18 protein-coding genes and 1 riboswitch are annotated in these 17,255 nt (G+C 67.1%); of the genes, 5 read left to right on the forward strand and 13 right to left on the reverse strand.

Features of this window, described 5'->3' with window-relative positions; translation table 11 throughout:
- Positions 1-257: 257 nt before the first annotated feature.
- The 4 genes from cynS to CKW34_RS19545 all read right to left on the reverse strand — a co-directional run bounded on the left by cynS (position 258) and on the right by CKW34_RS19545 (position 4,609).
- Positions 258-707 (reverse strand): cyanase, encoded by a 450-nt coding sequence (gene cynS, locus CKW34_RS19530; RefSeq protein WP_059384756.1) that lies wholly within the window; start codon positions 705-707, stop codon positions 258-260.
- Between the two features lie 66 nt (positions 708-773).
- Positions 774-1,625 carry a formate/nitrite transporter family protein gene (locus CKW34_RS19535; RefSeq protein ID WP_059384755.1) on the reverse strand — a complete coding sequence of 284 codons (852 nt, stop codon included), beginning with the start codon at positions 1,623-1,625 and terminating at the stop codon, positions 774-776.
- Positions 1,626-1,776: 151 nt separating this feature from the next.
- Positions 1,777-3,132, reverse strand: a complete 1,356-nt coding sequence (locus tag CKW34_RS19540; RefSeq protein WP_231921750.1) for a bifunctional lysylphosphatidylglycerol flippase/synthetase MprF — start codon at positions 3,130-3,132, stop codon at positions 1,777-1,779.
- A gap of 229 nt (positions 3,133-3,361) precedes the next feature.
- The gene (locus CKW34_RS19545; protein WP_059384854.1) at positions 3,362-4,609 is read right to left on the reverse strand and encodes an IS256 family transposase; all 1,248 of its coding nucleotides are present in this window, start codon (positions 4,607-4,609) and stop codon (positions 3,362-3,364) included.
- A gap of 321 nt (positions 4,610-4,930) precedes the next feature.
- Between CKW34_RS19545 and CKW34_RS19550 the strand changes: the two genes are divergently transcribed.
- Positions 4,931-7,018 (forward strand): helix-turn-helix transcriptional regulator, encoded by a 2,088-nt coding sequence (locus tag CKW34_RS19550; RefSeq protein ID WP_059384629.1) that lies wholly within the window; start codon positions 4,931-4,933, stop codon positions 7,016-7,018.
- Between the two features lie 43 nt (positions 7,019-7,061).
- Here CKW34_RS19550 and CKW34_RS19555 read toward each other — a convergent pair whose 3' ends face one another.
- Together CKW34_RS19555 and CKW34_RS19560 are read right to left on the reverse strand one after the other, a co-directional pair.
- Complete coding sequence (locus CKW34_RS19555) at positions 7,062-7,484, reverse strand: DUF1801 domain-containing protein (RefSeq protein WP_059384657.1); 423 nt, start codon at positions 7,482-7,484, stop codon at positions 7,062-7,064.
- A 37-nt stretch (positions 7,485-7,521) separates the two neighbouring features.
- Positions 7,522-8,223, reverse strand: a complete 702-nt coding sequence (locus tag CKW34_RS19560) for a haloacid dehalogenase type II (RefSeq protein ID WP_059384658.1) — start codon at positions 8,221-8,223, stop codon at positions 7,522-7,524.
- 48 nt (positions 8,224-8,271) lie between these two features.
- On the opposite strand from CKW34_RS19560, the gene CKW34_RS19565 reads away from it, so the two are divergent.
- Both CKW34_RS19565 and CKW34_RS19570 read left to right on the forward strand, forming a co-directional pair.
- Positions 8,272-8,847 (forward strand): Rv2732c family membrane protein, encoded by a 576-nt coding sequence (locus CKW34_RS19565; protein ID WP_230823305.1) that lies wholly within the window; start codon positions 8,272-8,274, stop codon positions 8,845-8,847.
- A gap of 120 nt (positions 8,848-8,967) precedes the next feature.
- Positions 8,968-9,516 (forward strand): hypothetical protein, encoded by a 549-nt coding sequence (locus CKW34_RS19570; protein WP_059384660.1) that lies wholly within the window; start codon positions 8,968-8,970, stop codon positions 9,514-9,516.
- Here the strand turns inward: CKW34_RS19570 and CKW34_RS19575 are convergent.
- Genes CKW34_RS19575 through CKW34_RS19590 form a run of 4 tightly spaced genes read right to left on the reverse strand, consistent with a single transcriptional unit; the run spans position 9,419 to position 12,708 of the window.
- Positions 9,419-10,249, reverse strand: coding sequence for a cobalt-precorrin-6A reductase (locus CKW34_RS19575; RefSeq protein ID WP_059384630.1), 831 nt, complete (start codon positions 10,247-10,249; stop codon positions 9,419-9,421). The two genes, CKW34_RS19570 and CKW34_RS19575, sit on opposite strands and share 98 nt — an antisense overlap.
- Positions 10,246-11,724, reverse strand: a complete 1,479-nt coding sequence (locus tag CKW34_RS19580) for a cobyric acid synthase (protein ID WP_059384631.1) — start codon at positions 11,722-11,724, stop codon at positions 10,246-10,248. Before CKW34_RS19580 ends, CKW34_RS19575 begins: the two co-directional genes overlap by 4 nt.
- A gap of 4 nt (positions 11,725-11,728) precedes the next feature.
- Entirely contained in the window at positions 11,729-12,499 is a 771-nt protein-coding gene (locus CKW34_RS19585) for a CbtA family protein (protein WP_095092103.1), read from the reverse strand.
- Positions 12,500-12,513: 14 nt separating this feature from the next.
- Entirely contained in the window at positions 12,514-12,708 is a 195-nt protein-coding gene (locus CKW34_RS19590; RefSeq protein WP_006552982.1) for a CbtB domain-containing protein, read from the reverse strand.
- 32 nt (positions 12,709-12,740) lie between these two features.
- Positions 12,741-12,859: riboswitch (cobalamin riboswitch) on the reverse strand.
- A gap of 53 nt (positions 12,860-12,912) precedes the next feature.
- On the opposite strand from CKW34_RS19590, the gene CKW34_RS19595 reads away from it, so the two are divergent.
- The gene (locus tag CKW34_RS19595) at positions 12,913-13,461 is read left to right on the forward strand and encodes a histidine phosphatase family protein (protein ID WP_064059936.1); all 549 of its coding nucleotides are present in this window, start codon (positions 12,913-12,915) and stop codon (positions 13,459-13,461) included.
- Between the two features lies 1 nt (position 13,462).
- On the opposite strand, the gene CKW34_RS19600 is transcribed toward CKW34_RS19595, so the two are convergent.
- The 3 genes from CKW34_RS19600 to CKW34_RS19610 form a co-directional block, all read right to left on the reverse strand.
- The gene (locus CKW34_RS19600) at positions 13,463-14,392 is read right to left on the reverse strand and encodes a cation diffusion facilitator family transporter (RefSeq protein WP_059384634.1); all 930 of its coding nucleotides are present in this window, start codon (positions 14,390-14,392) and stop codon (positions 13,463-13,465) included.
- An 86-nt stretch (positions 14,393-14,478) separates the two neighbouring features.
- Positions 14,479-15,642: an FUSC family protein gene (locus CKW34_RS19605; protein ID WP_174479686.1), complete on the reverse strand. Its 1,164-nt coding sequence runs from the start codon at positions 15,640-15,642 to the stop codon at positions 14,479-14,481.
- Between the two features lie 10 nt (positions 15,643-15,652).
- Positions 15,653-16,069 carry a DUF3151 domain-containing protein gene (locus tag CKW34_RS19610; protein WP_006552986.1) on the reverse strand — a complete coding sequence of 139 codons (417 nt, stop codon included), beginning with the start codon at positions 16,067-16,069 and terminating at the stop codon, positions 15,653-15,655.
- A 79-nt stretch (positions 16,070-16,148) separates the two neighbouring features.
- On the opposite strand from CKW34_RS19610, the gene CKW34_RS19615 reads away from it, so the two are divergent.
- On the forward strand, positions 16,149-17,255 hold the full coding sequence (locus CKW34_RS19615; RefSeq protein ID WP_059384635.1) for an Rv0361 family membrane protein: 1,107 nt from the start codon (positions 16,149-16,151) through the stop codon (positions 17,253-17,255).

The raw sequence follows: 17,255 nt of genomic DNA on the forward strand, positions 1-17,255 counted from the left end.
GTTCCTTATTCACTAGGTATCGGTCAACAACACTGTCGCCCGGCGCTTTACTGCGGCACGCAAAGCGTATCGCAGTCCGAAAGCAAGAATCATGAAAGCGACGATCTTGAGATGCCGAACCGGACCGAACTGGCAATAGTTCAAGCACCTTCGCATTCCACGCAATATGCGCGCGTCGTCAAAGAACTCTCTCGACGCACCTGTCGCGGCCCACCCGCCAGGAACCGACCCACGGGCAGGCAGGCCACGGCTCGCAGCTACCAGCGGTAGTCCAGGAACTTTCCGTCGAAGGTGACGACCACGCGGTCACCGTCCGGATCGGGCCGCCGCGTGATGTCGACGGTGAAATTGATCGCGCTCATGATTCCGTCACCGAACTCTTCGTGGATGAGCGCTTTGAGCGCCGGTCCGTACACCGAGAGCGCCTCCGAGAAACGGTAGATCGTCGGGTCGCGCATGACCTCGGGTGAGGAACCGCGGTGAGGTTGCAGTGCAAGGCTTTCAGCGATTTCCTCACCCAATCCGAGCCGCTCACATACGCGGCTCGCCTGCTCTGCGCTGAGGGGGTGCTGGCCCAGCAGTGCTGCAGTCGTCCACACCAGCGGCGCGCCGAGGTGCTCGGCGAGGTCCGCCCACGTGAGTCCCTGGCGGATTCTCGCCGCGTCCACAATTGCCGCAGCGTCGGCCTTCGGAAGAATCGGGTTCATGGGTACTGCCTTTCGATGTGGTTGCCGGGTGGACGTGGTTCGGCTGTTGTCGGGGCGGACGCTTGCTCAGGCCGGCGTGAGTTCCGATTCCGTCGTCTCCGTCTCGGCTCTTGCTCCCCGCTTCGGTGCAGTGCGCATGTGGGTCACATAGATCACCGCACCGACGAAAACAATTCCTCCCACGAGATTACCTATCACCGTGGGGATTTCGTTCCACACGAGATAATCGCCCAACGAGAATTCGCCGCCGAGCAACAATCCGGACGGGAAGAGGAACATGTTGACCACGGAGTGCTCGAAGCCCATGTAGAAGAACAGCATGACCGGCATCCACATGACCAGGACCTTGCCGGGAACACTCTTGGACATCAGCGCTGCAACGACAGCGGTGGACACCATCCAGTTGCACAGCACACCACGCAGGAACAGAGTCATCATGCCTGCGGCGCCGTGCTCGGCGTAGCCGACGGTGCGCGCTTCCCCGATGTGCATCAGTTGCTGGGCCACATCGTTCGGCGGGATGGAGTAGCCGTAGGTGAGAATGAAGGTGATCATGACGGCGACAGTGAAAGCACCCGCAAAGTTGCCGAGGAAGACCAGACCCCAATTGCGCAGTACCGCACCGATGGTCACCCCCGGGCGCTTGTCGACGTAGGCGACCGGGGCGAGCGTGAACACCCCGGTGAGCAAGTCGAACCCGAGCAGATAGAGCATGCAGAAGCCGACCGGGAATAGCACCGCGCCGAGCAGTGCGTTGCCGGTCTGCACGGTGACCGTGACGGCGAATGCGGCCGCGAGCGCGAGGATCGCGCCACCCATGTAGGACCGGATGACGGTGTCCCGTGTGGACATGAGGACCTTGCTCTCGCCTGCGTCGACCATCGAACGGGCGAGTTCGGCGGGGGGAACGTAGGACACATCAACCTCCTGGTCGGGTAGGCCAGTGTTTCGGGGTTGCGTGTCCGGCACATTGCCGAGCAGTAAAAGCGGTCGTTACGTTCTCCTCGCACGGGTGCCCGCCACGTTGTGAGGCCGCACGGCGGGTATTCCTGCGGGCTTGTGGCCGGGACTAGGGCCGGTCGTCGCGGCGAGCGCTGTATTCGCGATGCGGAACGAATTCGAAGGTCAGCATGGCGAACGCCGCAGGTAGGAGGTAACGCAGTTTGAAGAGGACGAACCGCCGGTCTGTCCCCGCGTGAAACTTGTCCAGATAGCGATACAGCGACTCGAGCGCGATGATCGAGTCTCCGAGGCGGAGCACCATGCGCACTCCGGAACGCCATCGGCCGGTGCCGTTCGGGCCGAGAAGGTCCGGGAACGGGGCAAATGCCAACGACACCGACGTTCCGCCGATGCTGCGGACGTGGTCGATGACGGCGACGGCCATCCGCTCGTCGGTGCCGTTCGGTGCCCGGGGGCTACGCCATGGCACGTCCAGGCTCCATTCTTCGCCATGATCTGCAAGGCCGTATCGCTGAAACCCGACGGGAACCATGTCCCGGTCGCGTGCGATGACGATCATCATGTCCGGGTACGTCCCGTCGAGCAGATGGTCGAGGATCATCGAAAAGCCCCGGCGCTGATGGCCGGAGCGAGTGTGAGCCACGATGTCGAGCAGTTGACTCCGCACTTCGGGGGACAGATCCCTTTCGGCGACGATCTCGGTGGTGACTCCGGCGTTCTCGGCGCGGTGCACCGCCTGGCGGAGGTTACGGAAACGCCGGCCGACGAGGGTGAAATGCCCGACGTCGACGATGACGTCGCACCCGATGCAGACCGATCTCAGTCGTGGGCGACCCCGACCGCCCGACTGCCACAACCGAACGGTGTTCTCACCGGCCCCGAGGACAGCCACCCGCCACCCCCGGTCGGAGGCGAAGCGCGTGAAGTCCGAAAGCAGGTTGTCGAACGCCGGCGGGTGGCCCACCGGGTCGCCCGACACCACCGCGATACCGGCGCGCGTGCGATACCCGATCGCGGCGGTGCGACCGGAATTGTAGAAGTACGACTTGGTCGAATTCAGCGCAAACGGCGCCAACGGGTCACCGCTGGACTCCCGCACGAGCGAGGCGATGCGTTCTTCCTCCTCGGGTTCTGGCCTGCTCCCGACGGGAAGAACCAACACGGGCCCCGACACCGCGATCGCGACGAACGCGACATGGCTGTGTCCCCAGGCGTAGGCGAAACCTGCCACCAGCAGACACAACAGGGCTGCTACCGCATGCATACGGGTCACGGGACGGCGCAACCACACCCCGCGGGCGACGAACGCGATCGCGACAGCGAGCGCGACGATCAGTTTTGTGTCCCTGCCCGACCGGAATGCCGCGATTTCCAGCACGATCATCGCGAGCAGGTACAAGCGGAGTCCCATTCGCTGCACGCCGGGTGTCGCCGAGGCTGCGGCGGTTTGCAGGGTCGTCATGGCTCACTCTCGATTCTCCGCGGCATCGGGCGCCCTTACGACCGTATGCCCGTTGAATCGCCCACCCTGCGGTTTCTGATGAAGAGCGAGCAGTCAAGGGAACGAACACGATTTATCCGGCATTACGCCGCTCGCACTCGCTCACGATGCGGAGGATAGTGCCCCGTGGAGTGGTGGACTTCGGATCGGCTCTGCAGTAGACGTAGTGATCAACGAGTCGTGCTGGATACTATGCTGTTTCGCTCGAGCCGGTCAACGACAACGCCGGTTCGGTAGCGTGCTGTTTGGCGGCGATCACCGCCCGGAGCTCGTCCATGCTCACATCCGAGACATACCGGCGGGTGACCTGCCACTCGTCGTGCTGCTCGATGACCACCGCGGTCGCCAACCGGAGGAATGCCGCCGGGTTCGGAAAAATGTCCACGACGTCGGCTCGACGCTTGATTTCCTTGTTCAACCGCTCAATGGGATTGTTGGACCACACCTTTTGCCAATGAGCCTTGGGGAACGCGGTGAACGCCAGCACATCGTGTTTGGCGGCTTCCATCAACGCCGCGACCTTCGGAAACGACCCGGAGAAGGTGTCGGTGACCTGATCCCACTGCTCCGCGACGGCGTCCGGGTCGGTGTGCGCGAAGATCGTCTTGACCGCCGCCATCACCGGCGGCACATGCTTGGCCGCCACCGCCGCCCGAATGTTGCGCATGAAATGCACCCGGCACCGCTGCCACGAAGAACCCGCGAACTGCTGCATCACAGCAGCTTTGAGGCCACTGTGTGCATCGGAGATCACCAGATGCACCCCCGACAGACCACGGGCCTTGAGGCTGGTGAGGAACTCGCGCCAGAACTCGTAGGATTCGCTGTCCCCGACGGCGGTTCCGAGTACCTCGCGGGTGCCGTCGATCGAGACTCCGGTGGCCACCACCAACGCCTGGGACACCACGTGCGCACCGACCCGGACCTTGCAGAAGGTGGCGTCGAGAAACACGTACGGAAAGCTCGTGTGCGTCAGCGTGCGCTCGCGGAACCGGGCGATCTCGGTGTCCAGACCAGCGCAGATCCGCGACACCTCCGACTTCGAGATCCCGGATCCGACACCCAACGCGCCGACCAGGTCGTCGACGCTGCGGGTCGACACGCCGTGCACGTAGGCTTCCATGACCACTGCGTACAGGGCCTTGTCGATGCGGCGGCGTCGCTCCAGCAAGGAGGGGAAGAACGATCCTGACCGCAGTTCGGGGATCTTGACCTCGACATCGCCGCTGGTGGTGGCCACGGTCTTCGTTCGATGTCCGTTGCGGTGCGTTATCCGGGTGTCGGTGCGTTCGTAGCGGCCGGCGCCGAGCTTGTCGGTGGCCTCGGCTTCGATCAGAGCCTGCAGGCCGGTACGGATCAGTTCGGCGAACACGCTGGCGCTGTCGGCGCCCTCGAGCGCGTGGAGCTGGGTGAGCAGTGCAGAATGATCGTGGGTCATCGCGTAGCTGCTTTCTGTGAGTCACTGTGAGAGGTAACTCGTTGATCACTACGCGATGGCCCACCCTCGGCGAGGGAGCGACACGCCGCGGACCTGGCCGGATGCGCTCAGCCGATTCCCACCACTCCCCGGGACTTACCCGGCGTAGGATCGGAAAAAGAAATACGGAACCGTTGAGCAGGGGGAAGCCGACGTGGAGGTGTCGAGATTTTTCCTTACTGTCGCGGTCGCCTGTTCTCGGAATTGTCCGATGCCCCACGTCTGGTGATCCTTCGCGGCCACCGTTTCTCGGGGAAGACGACACTTCTGCGGACATGGCTCATGACCGATCCCGAACCTTGTCGCGTCATTGCGTACGTCGGTCCGTCCACTGCGGATTCTGCCGCCGACCGTTATTGGACCCGGATATTCGATTCCGTACGCCGTTGCATCGACATCGACGCCTCGCGCACGAGCCGGGGATTCGCCGCCCTCCGAACTGCCCTCTCGACCGCGGACACACCCGTCACCCTCGTCCTCGACGGCACGCGACTCGATGAGGACGTCGCCGAGGGCATCGGCACCCTGCTCGCCGACGAACCGACCCTGCGCATCGTCGTCGCGACCCGCACCACGAGTTCCGCCGGTGCGGGCATGCCCTCCGACACGAGGATCCTCACCTCCGCCGACCTCGCCTTCACCGTCGACGAAACAACCGCATATCTGCGTGATGCCGGTGTTCCGCAGGAGCGGTGGGTCGTGGAGCGGATCGTTCACCGCACCGGAGGGCTACCGGCCGTGATCGGCCGTCTCCCCACAGCCCTGTCCTCCGCACCGATCCCCGGAGCGACGGAGCTCGAGCACCTCGACCGCATCGTGGACGCGGTGATCGACTCGGTGACAGCACGGACGATCAAGAACGAACCGCTCCTCGCACACCTGCTGCGACCGGTTCTGATGTCGGCGATGACCGACTCGCTGACCTGCGCGTCCCTCGCAGAGTCGGGTGTGGACGCCCCGACCTTCGTCACCACCCTCGAGTCCCTCGGCCTGGTCGAATCCGTGCCCGGGAGCCCGGCCCGGGCGTACCCGGACGCCGTCCGCCGGTCGTTGTTGCGACGTGCCGTCGCCGACCTGCCGGCGGAACCGGCCAGGACCTACCTCGTGATGCCGGGGACCGACGAGCGCGGGTCGGACAATGCTGCGCAGCTCGGGCAGGTCGTCACTCTGCGGAGGGACGGACGGTTCGCCGAGGCGGCGTCGATCTGCGACGAGCTCGCGTCGAGAGCGGTGTCCTCGTCGACCGAGTCCACCGATACGACGGTCACTTCCGACGCCGCCTTCTACTTCCAGGCGGGGCTGACCTACTTCTTCGCGGTGCGTCCGCACGAGGCGATGGGCATGCTGCGCCGAGCCCGTTCCGCCGGGGCCGGGACCCCCGTCGGCGAGGACGCCGCTGCCGTACTCGGACTCATGCATGCCCTGCGCGGAGAAGGGCCGGAGGCACGCGCGGCGCTCTCCACCGATCGGTCGCCTCGGCGGCACCACCGCAACAACGCACGACTCGCGCACACAGCCGAGCAGATCGCGGCGGTACTGCTCGCGATCGACCGACTCGAATCCGACGTCGCGCTCGACATCCTCGTCGACATCGAAGCGTCCACGGCTCCGAACGAGCTCTGGGCACTCGTCCTCTACGCACAGGGCTCGCTCGCGCTGCTCACCCGTACTCCGATGGACGGGCTGCGGCGGATCAAGGCCGAGATCCGGAGGCACCCCGAGCTCCACGCCGGGTACAACGCGGTGCTCGTCAACGCGATACGCGCCGACCTCGAACTGGCGCTGGGCGACTTCGACCGGGCGCAGAACCTCATCGCCGACTCCACCCACCTGTTCACCGCGCCCGTCCATGCCCGCCTGCGTCTGCTGACGGGCGATCCTGCCGGCAGCGAAGCGCTCGTGCACCACTACGGAACCGATCCGAACTGCACGCCCCGGCAGGCGATGGAACTCGCCGTGCTCGGTGCAGCTGCCGCATGCGCGCTCGGACGCGACACCGAGGCCCGTCCTCATCTCGACCGGGCGATCGCGCTGTCGCAGCAGACCGGGCTGTTGCGACCGTTCACCATGGTCTCGCCGCTGATGGCCCGTCACTTCGGCTCGCTGGGAGTCGCCCTGCCGACCGCCGCGGAGCCGACGGCGCTCGACACGGCCACCTACCCGAAGTCGAAACCGGTCGTGCGACTGACGCCGCGCGAGCGTGCGGTGCTCGACGGATTGATCGCGGGTCGTTCGGCACGCACCATCGCGAAGGTCGAGTTCGTCAGCGTGAACACGGTGAAGACGCAACTGCGGTCGCTGTACCGGAAGCTCGGCGTGAACTCCGGGAAGGACGCGGTGATCGCCGCGCGGCACCTCGTGCTCGACTGACGCGGTACCCGAGCGACGGGTGAGCCCGGTCGGTCCGGCCGCCTCAGGGAGTGTGCTCGACCGTGGTCATGTGGTGGTGGCCGATGCGCACCAGCTCCGACAGCACGTCGGTGTCCACGGCGGACAGCTTCGTGACGTACAGGCACGCGGCACCGCGCTTGTGCGGACCGAGGGTCGCGAGGAGCTCTTCGGCACCGGGCGCGATCGTCAACCCGTACAGCGCGAGGTTCGTCTTGCGCGGCGAGAAACCGACGGCGAGGGCGTCGCCTTCGCGTCCGCTGGCGTATCGGTAGTGGTACCGGCCGAAACCGACCATCGACGGTCCCCACATCACCGCCGGCTGCCCGGTGACGTCGTGCATCAGGTCGTGCAGTGCCCACCCGTCGGCGCGGCGTACCGGATGATCGACGGCGTCGAGGAACTCCGACACCGGACGATCGGTGGGCTGGGTCTTGTTCTCGGCCATGATCGGCACTCTTCCAGCGAGTGCCGACAGGTACCTGTCACGGCATGTCCCGCAGGTCCTCGATGCGGTGGTCGAACTCGCCCTCGGTGTCGTCGACCGCGTCCTCGAGGCGACCGTTCTCGAGCGGTCGGTACACGAAGACGGTGTTCAGGCCGACCTCGCGGGCGGCCCGCAGATCGTAGGGATGCGACGCGACCATCGCGGCCCGGGAGGGGTCGACCCCGAGATAGCGGCAGGTGCGTTCGTACAGGAAACGTTCGGGTTTGAAGGCGCCGAACAGTTCGGCCGTGAGGATGGCGTCGGCCTCGAGCTGCTGCTCGCGGAAGAGCCTGATCATCGTGGCCATGTCCGTGTTCGACAGCGTCGACACCACCGCCTGAGAACGGAGTTCCTTCAGCCCCGGCCGCACGTCCGGCCATGCCTCGAGGCGCTGCCATGCCCGCGCCGTCTCGATGCGCACGTCCTCGGGAAGGTCGATCCCGAACTGCTCGCACACGTCGCCGAGTCCGTCGACGTAGGAGTCCTGCACGCGATACCACTTCTCCACCGACTGATCGAGGCGGAGGATGCGCTCGTAGTAGTCACTCCTCCAGGCCCGCACCAGGTCGCCCACGGTCGCCGGATCGGCATAGGTACCGAGTGCCTCGGCGACCGCCCGGGTGACCGGGGTGTAGAAGTCCATCAGCGTGCCCTGCACGTCGAAGATGTACGCGTCGTATCGGCTCACGCCCTGGAGCATGCCCGCTCGCGCCGTCCCGAAACGGAGTCGCAGAACCAGCACGCCGATGTGACCCGCGTCGCATACTGGGACCGAAGCGTCGCCGCGCTCCGGGGGTACACCATGGACGACCTGGCGGAATTCCGTCACGATCTCGATCGCATCGAACACCGCGTCGCCGGTGAGGTGACCGTCGGCCGCTCGCGGGTCCGAATCCTGGCCGGGTGCGTCGCGCTGCTGGTCGTGGGCCTGCTGCTTCCCCAGGCCACCTCGGTGACGTCCCTGACGACCCTTCTGCGCTGGGACTCCGAGGCCGCCACACTCCCCCTCCGCGTCTTCGACGTCTTCGTGGTGGTGTTCGGCATCCTCGTACCGCTCGTCGCGTTGCTCCGCCGCCGGTGGGGTGCCGCGGCGATCGCGATGCTCGGCTCGGGTGCGGCGTCGATGGTGGGACTGTTCGCCGTCTGGTCGCAGGCCGGGATGGTCGCCCACACCTCTCACGCACCGCACGTGGGGCTGTATCTGTGCTGGGCCGCGGTGATGGCGTCCACGGCGGTGTGGCTGCCCGTCGTGCTCTCCACCGCTCCCCTGCGTAGCGCTCCTCCCGTCACCTCCGGGGTTCTGACTCCCCGGGACGGTCACTGATCGCACCGTTCACCGATCGACAGTGGCGCGCGTCACGCTTGCAGTGCAACACTGTAATCAGTGCAACACGCACGGTTGATCGGTGCGACACGCACCGGGTCGCGTCCCGAGGAGGACATCATGCGACATTCACACATTCACGGATTCGGACGACCGGGCGGCTGGCAACAGGCCGACGTCCCCGACGCGAGCGATGCCTCCGAGTGGTTCGCCGGCAGGCTCCCCGACGACTGGTTCACCGGCCCGCCCGACATCGAGATCGACAGAGAGGAGATCTTCGTCGTCGGCCCGCTCGGGGTACCCGACGGCACGAGCGATACCGAGATCGACGGACGTATCGCTCGATTCCGCGAGACCACCCGCGCCGATCGGATGCGCATCGCCGACGAGGCCGAGGCCCGCTACGGCCGGAAGGTGGCCTGGGGCGTGAAGGTCGGCGACCGGACCGACCTGTTCACCCACCTCGCCGTCCCGGTCATGACTCGACTGCGCCAACCCGAACGGAAGGTGCTCGACACCCTCGTCGACGCGGGTGTCGCGCGGTCCCGTTCGGACGCACTGAAGTGGACCGTCAGGCTCGTGGGGCAGCACTCGGAGCAATGGCTCCGGGAACTGCGCGAGGCGATGAAGAAGGTCGACGATCTGCGTTCCGAAGGTCCGCAGGTCTGACCTCCGCGACCCGGAGGACCCACTCCCGCGCTGCCGCCACGGACTCCACCGTGGCGACACCGCGGGGTGCCGGCGGGCGACGCACGACGATCACGCGCACACCCAGTTCGTCGGCGGCGTCGAGTTTGCCGCGAGTGAGCGAGCCACCCGAATCCTTCGTGACGAGGGTGTCGATCCTGTGGTCGAGCAGCAGCTTCCGTTCGTCACTCGCGGTGTAGGGGCCGCGTCCGAGCAGCACCGACCAAGCCTGTGGCACTTCGATCGTCGGCGGATCGACGACGCGGACGAGCACGTCGTGCGCGTCGAGCGGCCCGACGAAGCGGCCGAGGGTCTGTCGTCCCGTGCTGAGGAAGATCCTCCGGCCGGTCGCGGCAGCGCGCGCGGCGCCGTCGTGGTCGTCGACCCACGTCCACCGGCGGTGCTCGTCGTGCCAACCGGGTCGCTGCAGGCGCACGAGCAGCACGTGTGCGGCAGCGCATGCCGCGGCGGCGTTCGCGCTGATGCCCGCGGCGAACGGATGGGTGGCGTCGACGACGGCTCGGATATCGCGCTCGGTCAGGTACCGGGCGAGACCCTCTGCACCACCGAATCCACCGATGCGCACGGGGCCGACGGGCAGGCGTGGATTGCGGACCCGGCCGGCCAGGGAGGATTCGAACGCGATGTGCGTGTCGTCCAATGCTGCAGCGAGGGAACGGGCTTCCCCCGTCCCACCGAGGATGAGGACCGTCACCGAAGGGTTCCCCTCAGCACGGGCAGGGTTCGCCCGTCGGAGAGCATGGCGAGCAGAGCGTCCATGTCGAGATGTTCGTCGACGAGATCCGCGAGCGCCTCGATGCGAGCCTCGCGTGCGGCCGGGAAACTCACTTCCCCGGCGCGGATCTCGCAGCCCATCCCTGCGGCGACCTCACGCAGCCACGCCCACCGTAGGGCGTCCCCTTCGAGGGCGCCGTGCCACATGGTGCCGAACACCGATCCTTCGCGGGTGCCGCCGAGGAAATCGGTGCCCCCGTCGACGATGATGCGTCCGTGGTGGATCTCGTAACCGGAGGCGGCCACACCCAACGCGGTGCCCCTCGGCAACCGGAGAACCTTCTCGCGTCCGAATGCGGTTCGCACCGGGAGCAATCCGAGACCCGCAACGCTTGCGCCGGGCAACCCCTCGACGCCGTGCGGGTCGTCGATCTGCGTGCCGAGCATCTGGAATCCGCCGCAGATACCGAGGATCGTTCCACCCCGGCGGGCGTGCTCGACGATCGCGGTGTCGAGTCCTCGCGAGCGCAGCCACGCGAGATCCGCGAGGGTTGCGCGTGTTCCGGGCACGATCACCACGTCGGCACCGGCGAGCGCTCGCGGGTCCTCGACGAAGCGGACCCGCACATCCGGTTCGAGGCACAACGCATCGACATCGGTGAAATTGCTGACGCGCGGCAGCATCACGACGGCGATGCTCAGTGCACCGTCACCGTCGTGCACGGGGCGGGAGGTGAGGGCGAGCGAATCCTCGGAGTCGAGCCACAGGTCGCGTTGCCACGGCAGCACACCGAGTACAGGGCGGCCGGTGAGTCGTTCGAGCGAGTCGAGTCCGGGCTTCAGGAGTGAGACGTCGCCACGGAACTTGTTGATCACGAAACCGCGGATCAACTGCTGATCCGCCGCGTCGAGCAGGGCGAGCGTCCCGTACATCGAGGCGAAGACACCACCGCGGTCGATGTCGCCGACGATGACGGTCGGCATCGAACCGTGTTGCGCCAGTCCCATGTTCACGTAGTCGTGGTCGCGCAGATTGATCTCGGCCGCACTGCCGGCACCTTCGCACACCACCACGTCGAATCTGCGGCGGAGGTCATCGAAGGTGCCGAACGCCGCATCGGCGAGATGCTGTCGCCCACCGGCGAACTCGCCTGCCTCCAACGCTCCGGCAGGTCGCCCGAGAACCACGACGTGGCTGCGCCGGTCGCTGCCGGGCTTGAGCAGCACCGGGTTCATCGCGGCCTCGGGGATCGCGCGTGCTGCCACCGCCTGGATCCACTGGGCGCGCCCGATCTCCGCGCCCTCACTCGTCACCATCGAATTGTTCGACATGTTCTGCGCCTTGAACGGCGCGACCCGAAGGCCGCGCCGCGACAAGGATCGGCAGATCCCGGTGACGACCACGGATTTCCCTGCATCCGAAGTCGTTCCGGCGACGAGCAGACCCGAACCCATGTCGTCAGGCCGAGATCATCACACGACGGGACGCGCGTTCGGTGAGATACGCGAAGACCACACCGAGCGCCGCCCACAGGGTGAGCTGCACGGTGAACGACGCGACCCGGAACTCCCACAGCAGTGTCGCGGGGAATCCCTCGTCCACCTCGTCGATTCTCGGCAGGGCGAGATATCCGAGTCCCACCACGACGAGGAATGCGACCGCCGGTCCGGCGATACGGACGGTGTGGAGATCCTGGGCCGCCAGGGCCTTCGCCACCGCGACGGCCACGGCGATCGCGACGAGCCCGAGAACCACCGAGGCGAGCCACAGCAGGGTGCGTTGATCGATCGTGTCGGGATCACCGACGGCCGGCGGGTTCGCCGGGTACTTCACGAACGGGACTGCCTCGACGGCGAGCCACGCCCCGGCCGCTCCGAACAATCCGAGTTTCCACCCCGGCATGTCGGTGAGGCGACGCGCGAAGTGCAGCACCGATGCGTAGAGAGCGCCGAGTGCGAGACCCGCGAGGATCGTCGCGAGGAACAGCCCGGCCTTCTGACCGGTTCGGCCGACGAGCGCGTCGTCGCCGTGACTGTGACCGTGGGATTCTTCGGCGGTCGCAGCGTGATCGTGGTCGTGCGAATGCGCCTCGCCGGCAGCTTCTTCGAGCGCGATCGCCGATTCGATGTGGGGTTCGCCGACGACGAAGGCGACACCGCCGGCGAGCAGACCCGCGACGAGTCCGGCGAGCAGGCCCCGCAACAGCAGGTGGAGGTAGGTTCCGGGCATCATGGTCCCCGTTCTCAATGGCACGGGAGACCGAGGAGGTGCCGGCCGTCGTGCATCAACTCGTGCATGAACATGCCGGTGCGCGAGATCGCGCCCTGATCGAATCCGACCAGGTAGAGAACGAGAAATGCCGCGACGATCACTGCGGCGAGAGCGACTGCGAGTGCGGCGGAGCCGAGCGACTCGTCGGGGGTATGGACAACAGCCATGACAATCCTCCTGGGATTTCGCGTCCCATTCGATTCCGTCATGCGCCGCGGGAGTTTTCTGGCTTCCGGAGATTTCGACGTCTCCGGTTACAGTGGCGCGACCGCTCCGGTTTCCCACCGGATTGCCTACACCTCGGCACATCTTTACCGACGAACCTTCGCACCGCGCGGTCTGCGATGTCAAGCGGAGAGGACGCACCTGCCGTGACCCGATTGTTCTTCGTCGCACACGCTTCCACGCGTGCGACGGAAAAGGCCCGATTCCCGTGCGACGAGCCGATCTCCGAACGAGGCCGACGCGAACTCGGACGCGTCACCGTGCCGGTCGTCGACCGGTGGGTGTGTGCACCGGAGCGACGCGCGGTCGACACGGTGCACGCCTTCGGTCTCCTCGCCGAGATCGACCCGGCACTGCGCGAGCTCGACTACGGCATGTGGTGCGGGGCGGGGTTGGACGAACTGCCCGAGAGCGACCTGGCGATGTGGCTGACCGAGCCGGCGGCAGCACCGCACGGCGGCGAGTCCGTCGAGGACCTCATCCGCAGGGTCGGCACCTGGCTGGCTGCACGGGACGACGGCTACGAACGTGTCGGGGTGGTGACACACCCGGCGGTCGTGCGGGCCGCAACGGTGTGCGCCCTCGACGCTCCGGCATCGTCGTTCCGCAGGGTCGACGTGGGACCGCTCGACGTCGTTCGGCTCTACGGTGGGCCGGATCGGTGGACGTTGCGTCCGAACCGATTCGCGCGGTGAGCTACCAGGTGACGTCCTTCTCGCACTGCTTGCCGTCGACCGTCGACTCCACCTGGACGGTGGCGTGCTCGAGTCCGTGCGACGACAGCGCGGTGCGCGCCGAGTCGAGGATCCACTGCGGGTCGTGGTCGCTGACGAGATGCACGGTGGCGACGTCCATGCCGGTGGTCAGCGTCCACACGTGCAGGTCGTGCACGCCGCACACGCCGGGCAGCGCGAGCAGGTCGGTGCGCAGGAGATCGACGTCGAGATGCGCGGGCGAGGTCTGCGTGAGGATGCGCAGCGACTCGGCGGCCAGTCGCAGGGCGCGCGGCACGACCCACAGGGAGATGAGCACACCGACGACGACGTCGGCCAGGCTCCACCCGAAGATCATGACGAGTGCGCCCGCGATGAGGACCCCGACGGATCCGACGGCGTCGGCCAGCACTTCCATGTAGGCACCGCGCACCGCGATGCTGTCCTTCGCGTCGGCCCGGAGCATGAGCATCACGACGATGTTGGCGGCCAGTCCCGCGAGGGCGGTGATGATCATGGGCAGGCCGGGAAGTTCGGGGGCGTCGCCGATGCGATTGATCGCCTCGTAGAAGACCCAGCCGGCGACGCCGAGCAGCAGCACCGCGTTGACCATCGCGGTGAGGACTTCGGCGCGGTGCCACCCGAAGGTGCGCGACGCCGCGCTGCTCCCTCGTCGGGCGAGGATGAGGGCGACCATGCCCATGGACACCCCGACGACGTCGGTGAGCATGTGGCCCGCGTCGGCGAGCAGGGCGAGGGAGCCGATCAGGAGACCGACGAGCGCCTCGAGTACGAAGAACGCTCCGAGGATGCCCAGCGCGAAGGCCATGCGCCGGATGACGGCACGCGTGGGACCGGCGCCCTGACCGTGACCGTGGCCGACGCCGTGTGAGTGCCCGTGACCCGAACCCATCGAACTCCCTCTCCGAACTTCGGGCCATCGTATGCACGAATGCGCATATGTTTCAACGGCGACGTGCCCGGCGGGGTCGGAGAGGTCTATTCGTCCGGGTCGTAGGCCGGATGTTCGACGGTGGGAGGAAGGGTCGCGATCGCGGTGATCCGCTTGAGTCCGGCGGTCTGCAGCAGGTCGACGATCAGCGACCTCATCTGCGCGAACACCACCGTCGCCGAGACTCCCGCCCCGGCGATGAGGTCGGGATCCATCTTCTTGGCGATGCTGCGCAGCACGCGCGCGGCCTCGGCCTGGTCGGGTTGCTCCCCCGGCTCGGCGAGAACCATCGCGCGGAGCACGTCCACCGCATCGGCCACCTCGGCGAAACGCTGCACGAGCCGCGGGTCGAGGATCTCGTCGTCGCGAACGAGGGTCAGGGACCGGCGCGCGAGCACCCGGATGTTGCGCATCGCGTGGTCGATGGGATCGGCCGCGGCGGTGAGCACTGCGAGTCTGCCCCGGCTGTTCCAGTAGAGCGGCGAGATCCGGCTGATCTCCCGGCCACCCTTGAGGTGGGTCCGCATCGTGTCGATCGCAGGCTGAGTGGCTCGTGCCTGTTTGAGGGCGTCCTCGATCGGTTTCGGGTTGTTCTCGACGAGCCCGGTCTCGACCTTCCTCAGGACCTCGCTCGCCGTCGCGAGGACCTCGGCGGCGTTGCGCCGGGCACGCCGCACCGGATGGGTGGGGATCATGGCGACGACCGCGATTCCGGTGAGACCACCGATCAGGGCGTCGACCATGCGATCGGGCCCACCGGTACCGCCGGGTGGCAGCAGTGTCGCCACAAGCACTGCAGAGTTCCCGGCCTGCATCGCGAAGATCGGGCCGCTGTTCAACGCGACCGCCGTACTCATCGCGATCGTCACGACGAGGGCGATCTGCCACGGTCCGCTGCCGATCAGCGACACGAGCAGGTCGCCCACACCGATCCCGACGGTCACACCGCAGACGAGTTCGACGGAACGCCGCAACCGGGCGCCGAGCCCGAGTCCGAGGGAGACGACTGCCGCGATGGGCGCGAAGAAGGGCTGTTGGTGCCCGACCAGATCCTTCGCGACCCACCACGCAAGGCCCGCCGCCAACGCGCACTGCACGATCGGCAGCGCCGATGAGCGCAGCCGTTCGAACGAGTCGGTCAGGCGCTTACGAGCTCCTCGACGCGTGGGTCGACGCCGGGTCGCCGCGGACAGTCTGTTCGATACAGACATGTACGGGCGTCTATTCGACGCCGAGTTCTTCCGCTGCCCGCGGGTCGCAGTCCTCGAGCAGGTCCAGGCAGCGGGCGTGCTCGTCCGACTCCCCGATGGTCCGGGCGGCCCGGGCCAGCACGGCGACGCAGCGCAGGAAACCGCGGTTGGGTTCGTGGCTGTAGGGCACGGGACCGAAACCCTTCCATCCGTTGCGGCGCAGCTGGTCGAGGCCGCGGTGGTATCCGGTGCGGGCGTAGGCGTAGGCCTGGATCGTCTCGCCACTGTCGAGTGCGGCCTCGGCGAGGTACGCCCATGCGATCGAGGCGGTGGGATGGTCGGCTGCGACCTTCGCCGGGTCCTCGTTGTTCAGCAGGGCCGACTCCGCGTCGTCGTCGCCGGGGAGAAGGGTGGGCTGCGGTCCGAGAAGATCACCGAAAGACGTCATGGGGTCATTCTGCCCTTCCGTCATGAAGGCTCGATAGAGTCCCCGGGTAACCGCAGGCCGTCGAGCGAGGTGCAGCACGTTGTCGGACCCGAAGAACGAAGAGTCACCCGAGCAGACTTCGACGACCCCATCTGTCGAAACACCGGGCGAGAGCACGGAGAACGAACCCGCCGTCGAGCCGGCGACGGCCGAGAAGGCGGCGCCTGAGGAAGCAGTGGCCGAGGAGGCCGACGAGCCGGCGGAGCAGGTCACCGAGCCGACCACCGAGGCGGCGTCCGCTGATGTGGACGCGAGCAGCGAGGTCGACGCCTCCCCCGAGAGTTCCGAAACCGTCGAGCCGTCCGGAACTCCCGAACCCCAGGACGCTCCAGAACTCCCGGACGCTCCCCAGCCCTCCGACACCGTCGCGAGCAGCGACGAGCCGGAGCAGGCCGACGAACCGAAGCAGGCCGACGAACCGAAGCAGGCTTCGGACGAGAGCATCACCACGGACGAGACCGTGGCGCTTCCCGTCGTCGACCCCGAGAACACCGGGTCCCGCCCGGCCGCCGAACCCGAATCGGAACCCACGCCCGAATCCGACGCCGCCTCCGCCGCCGATGCGCCCACGGTGCAGATCCCGGTTCGCAGCCACGTACCCAAGGCGCCGCCGCAGCGAATCGTGCCCCGCGGTGAGGAACCGCCGGTGCAGCCCGAACCCGCCCGCGTCGCCGTCCAGCCCACGCCGACGCGCATCCCGCCGGCCCGCGACAAGAGCCGCGGACGCTGGCTGATCGCCGCCGGAGCGGCAGCCGTGCTGGTGGTCGTCGCGATCGTCGCGGCCGGGGTGTTCGTGTTCATGAAGGACCGCGCCGACAACTCCCCTGAGAGCCGGATCCGCTCGAGCATCGACACCTTCGTCGGAGCGCTCGAATCGGGCGACCTCCCGACCCTGCGGGAGTCGACCTGCGGGGCGCTCTCCGACTTCTACGAGACGGTCGATCCGGAGAATTTCCGCGACATCCACCGGCTCGCCGTCGAGCAGGGCGAGATCCCGGTGGTGACGAGCGTCGACCGCATCCAGATCACCGACGGCACCGCCATCGCGCAGGTCACCGCGCACACGGTGAACAATCCCGACGACGTCACCGACCGCACCTTCGACCTCATGCTCGACGGTGAGCAGTGGAAGGTCTGCAGCGAATAA

Source organism: Rhodococcus rhodochrous, from assembly GCF_900187265.1.
Classification (GTDB): Bacteria; Actinomycetota; Actinomycetes; order Mycobacteriales; family Mycobacteriaceae; genus Rhodococcus; species Rhodococcus rhodochrous.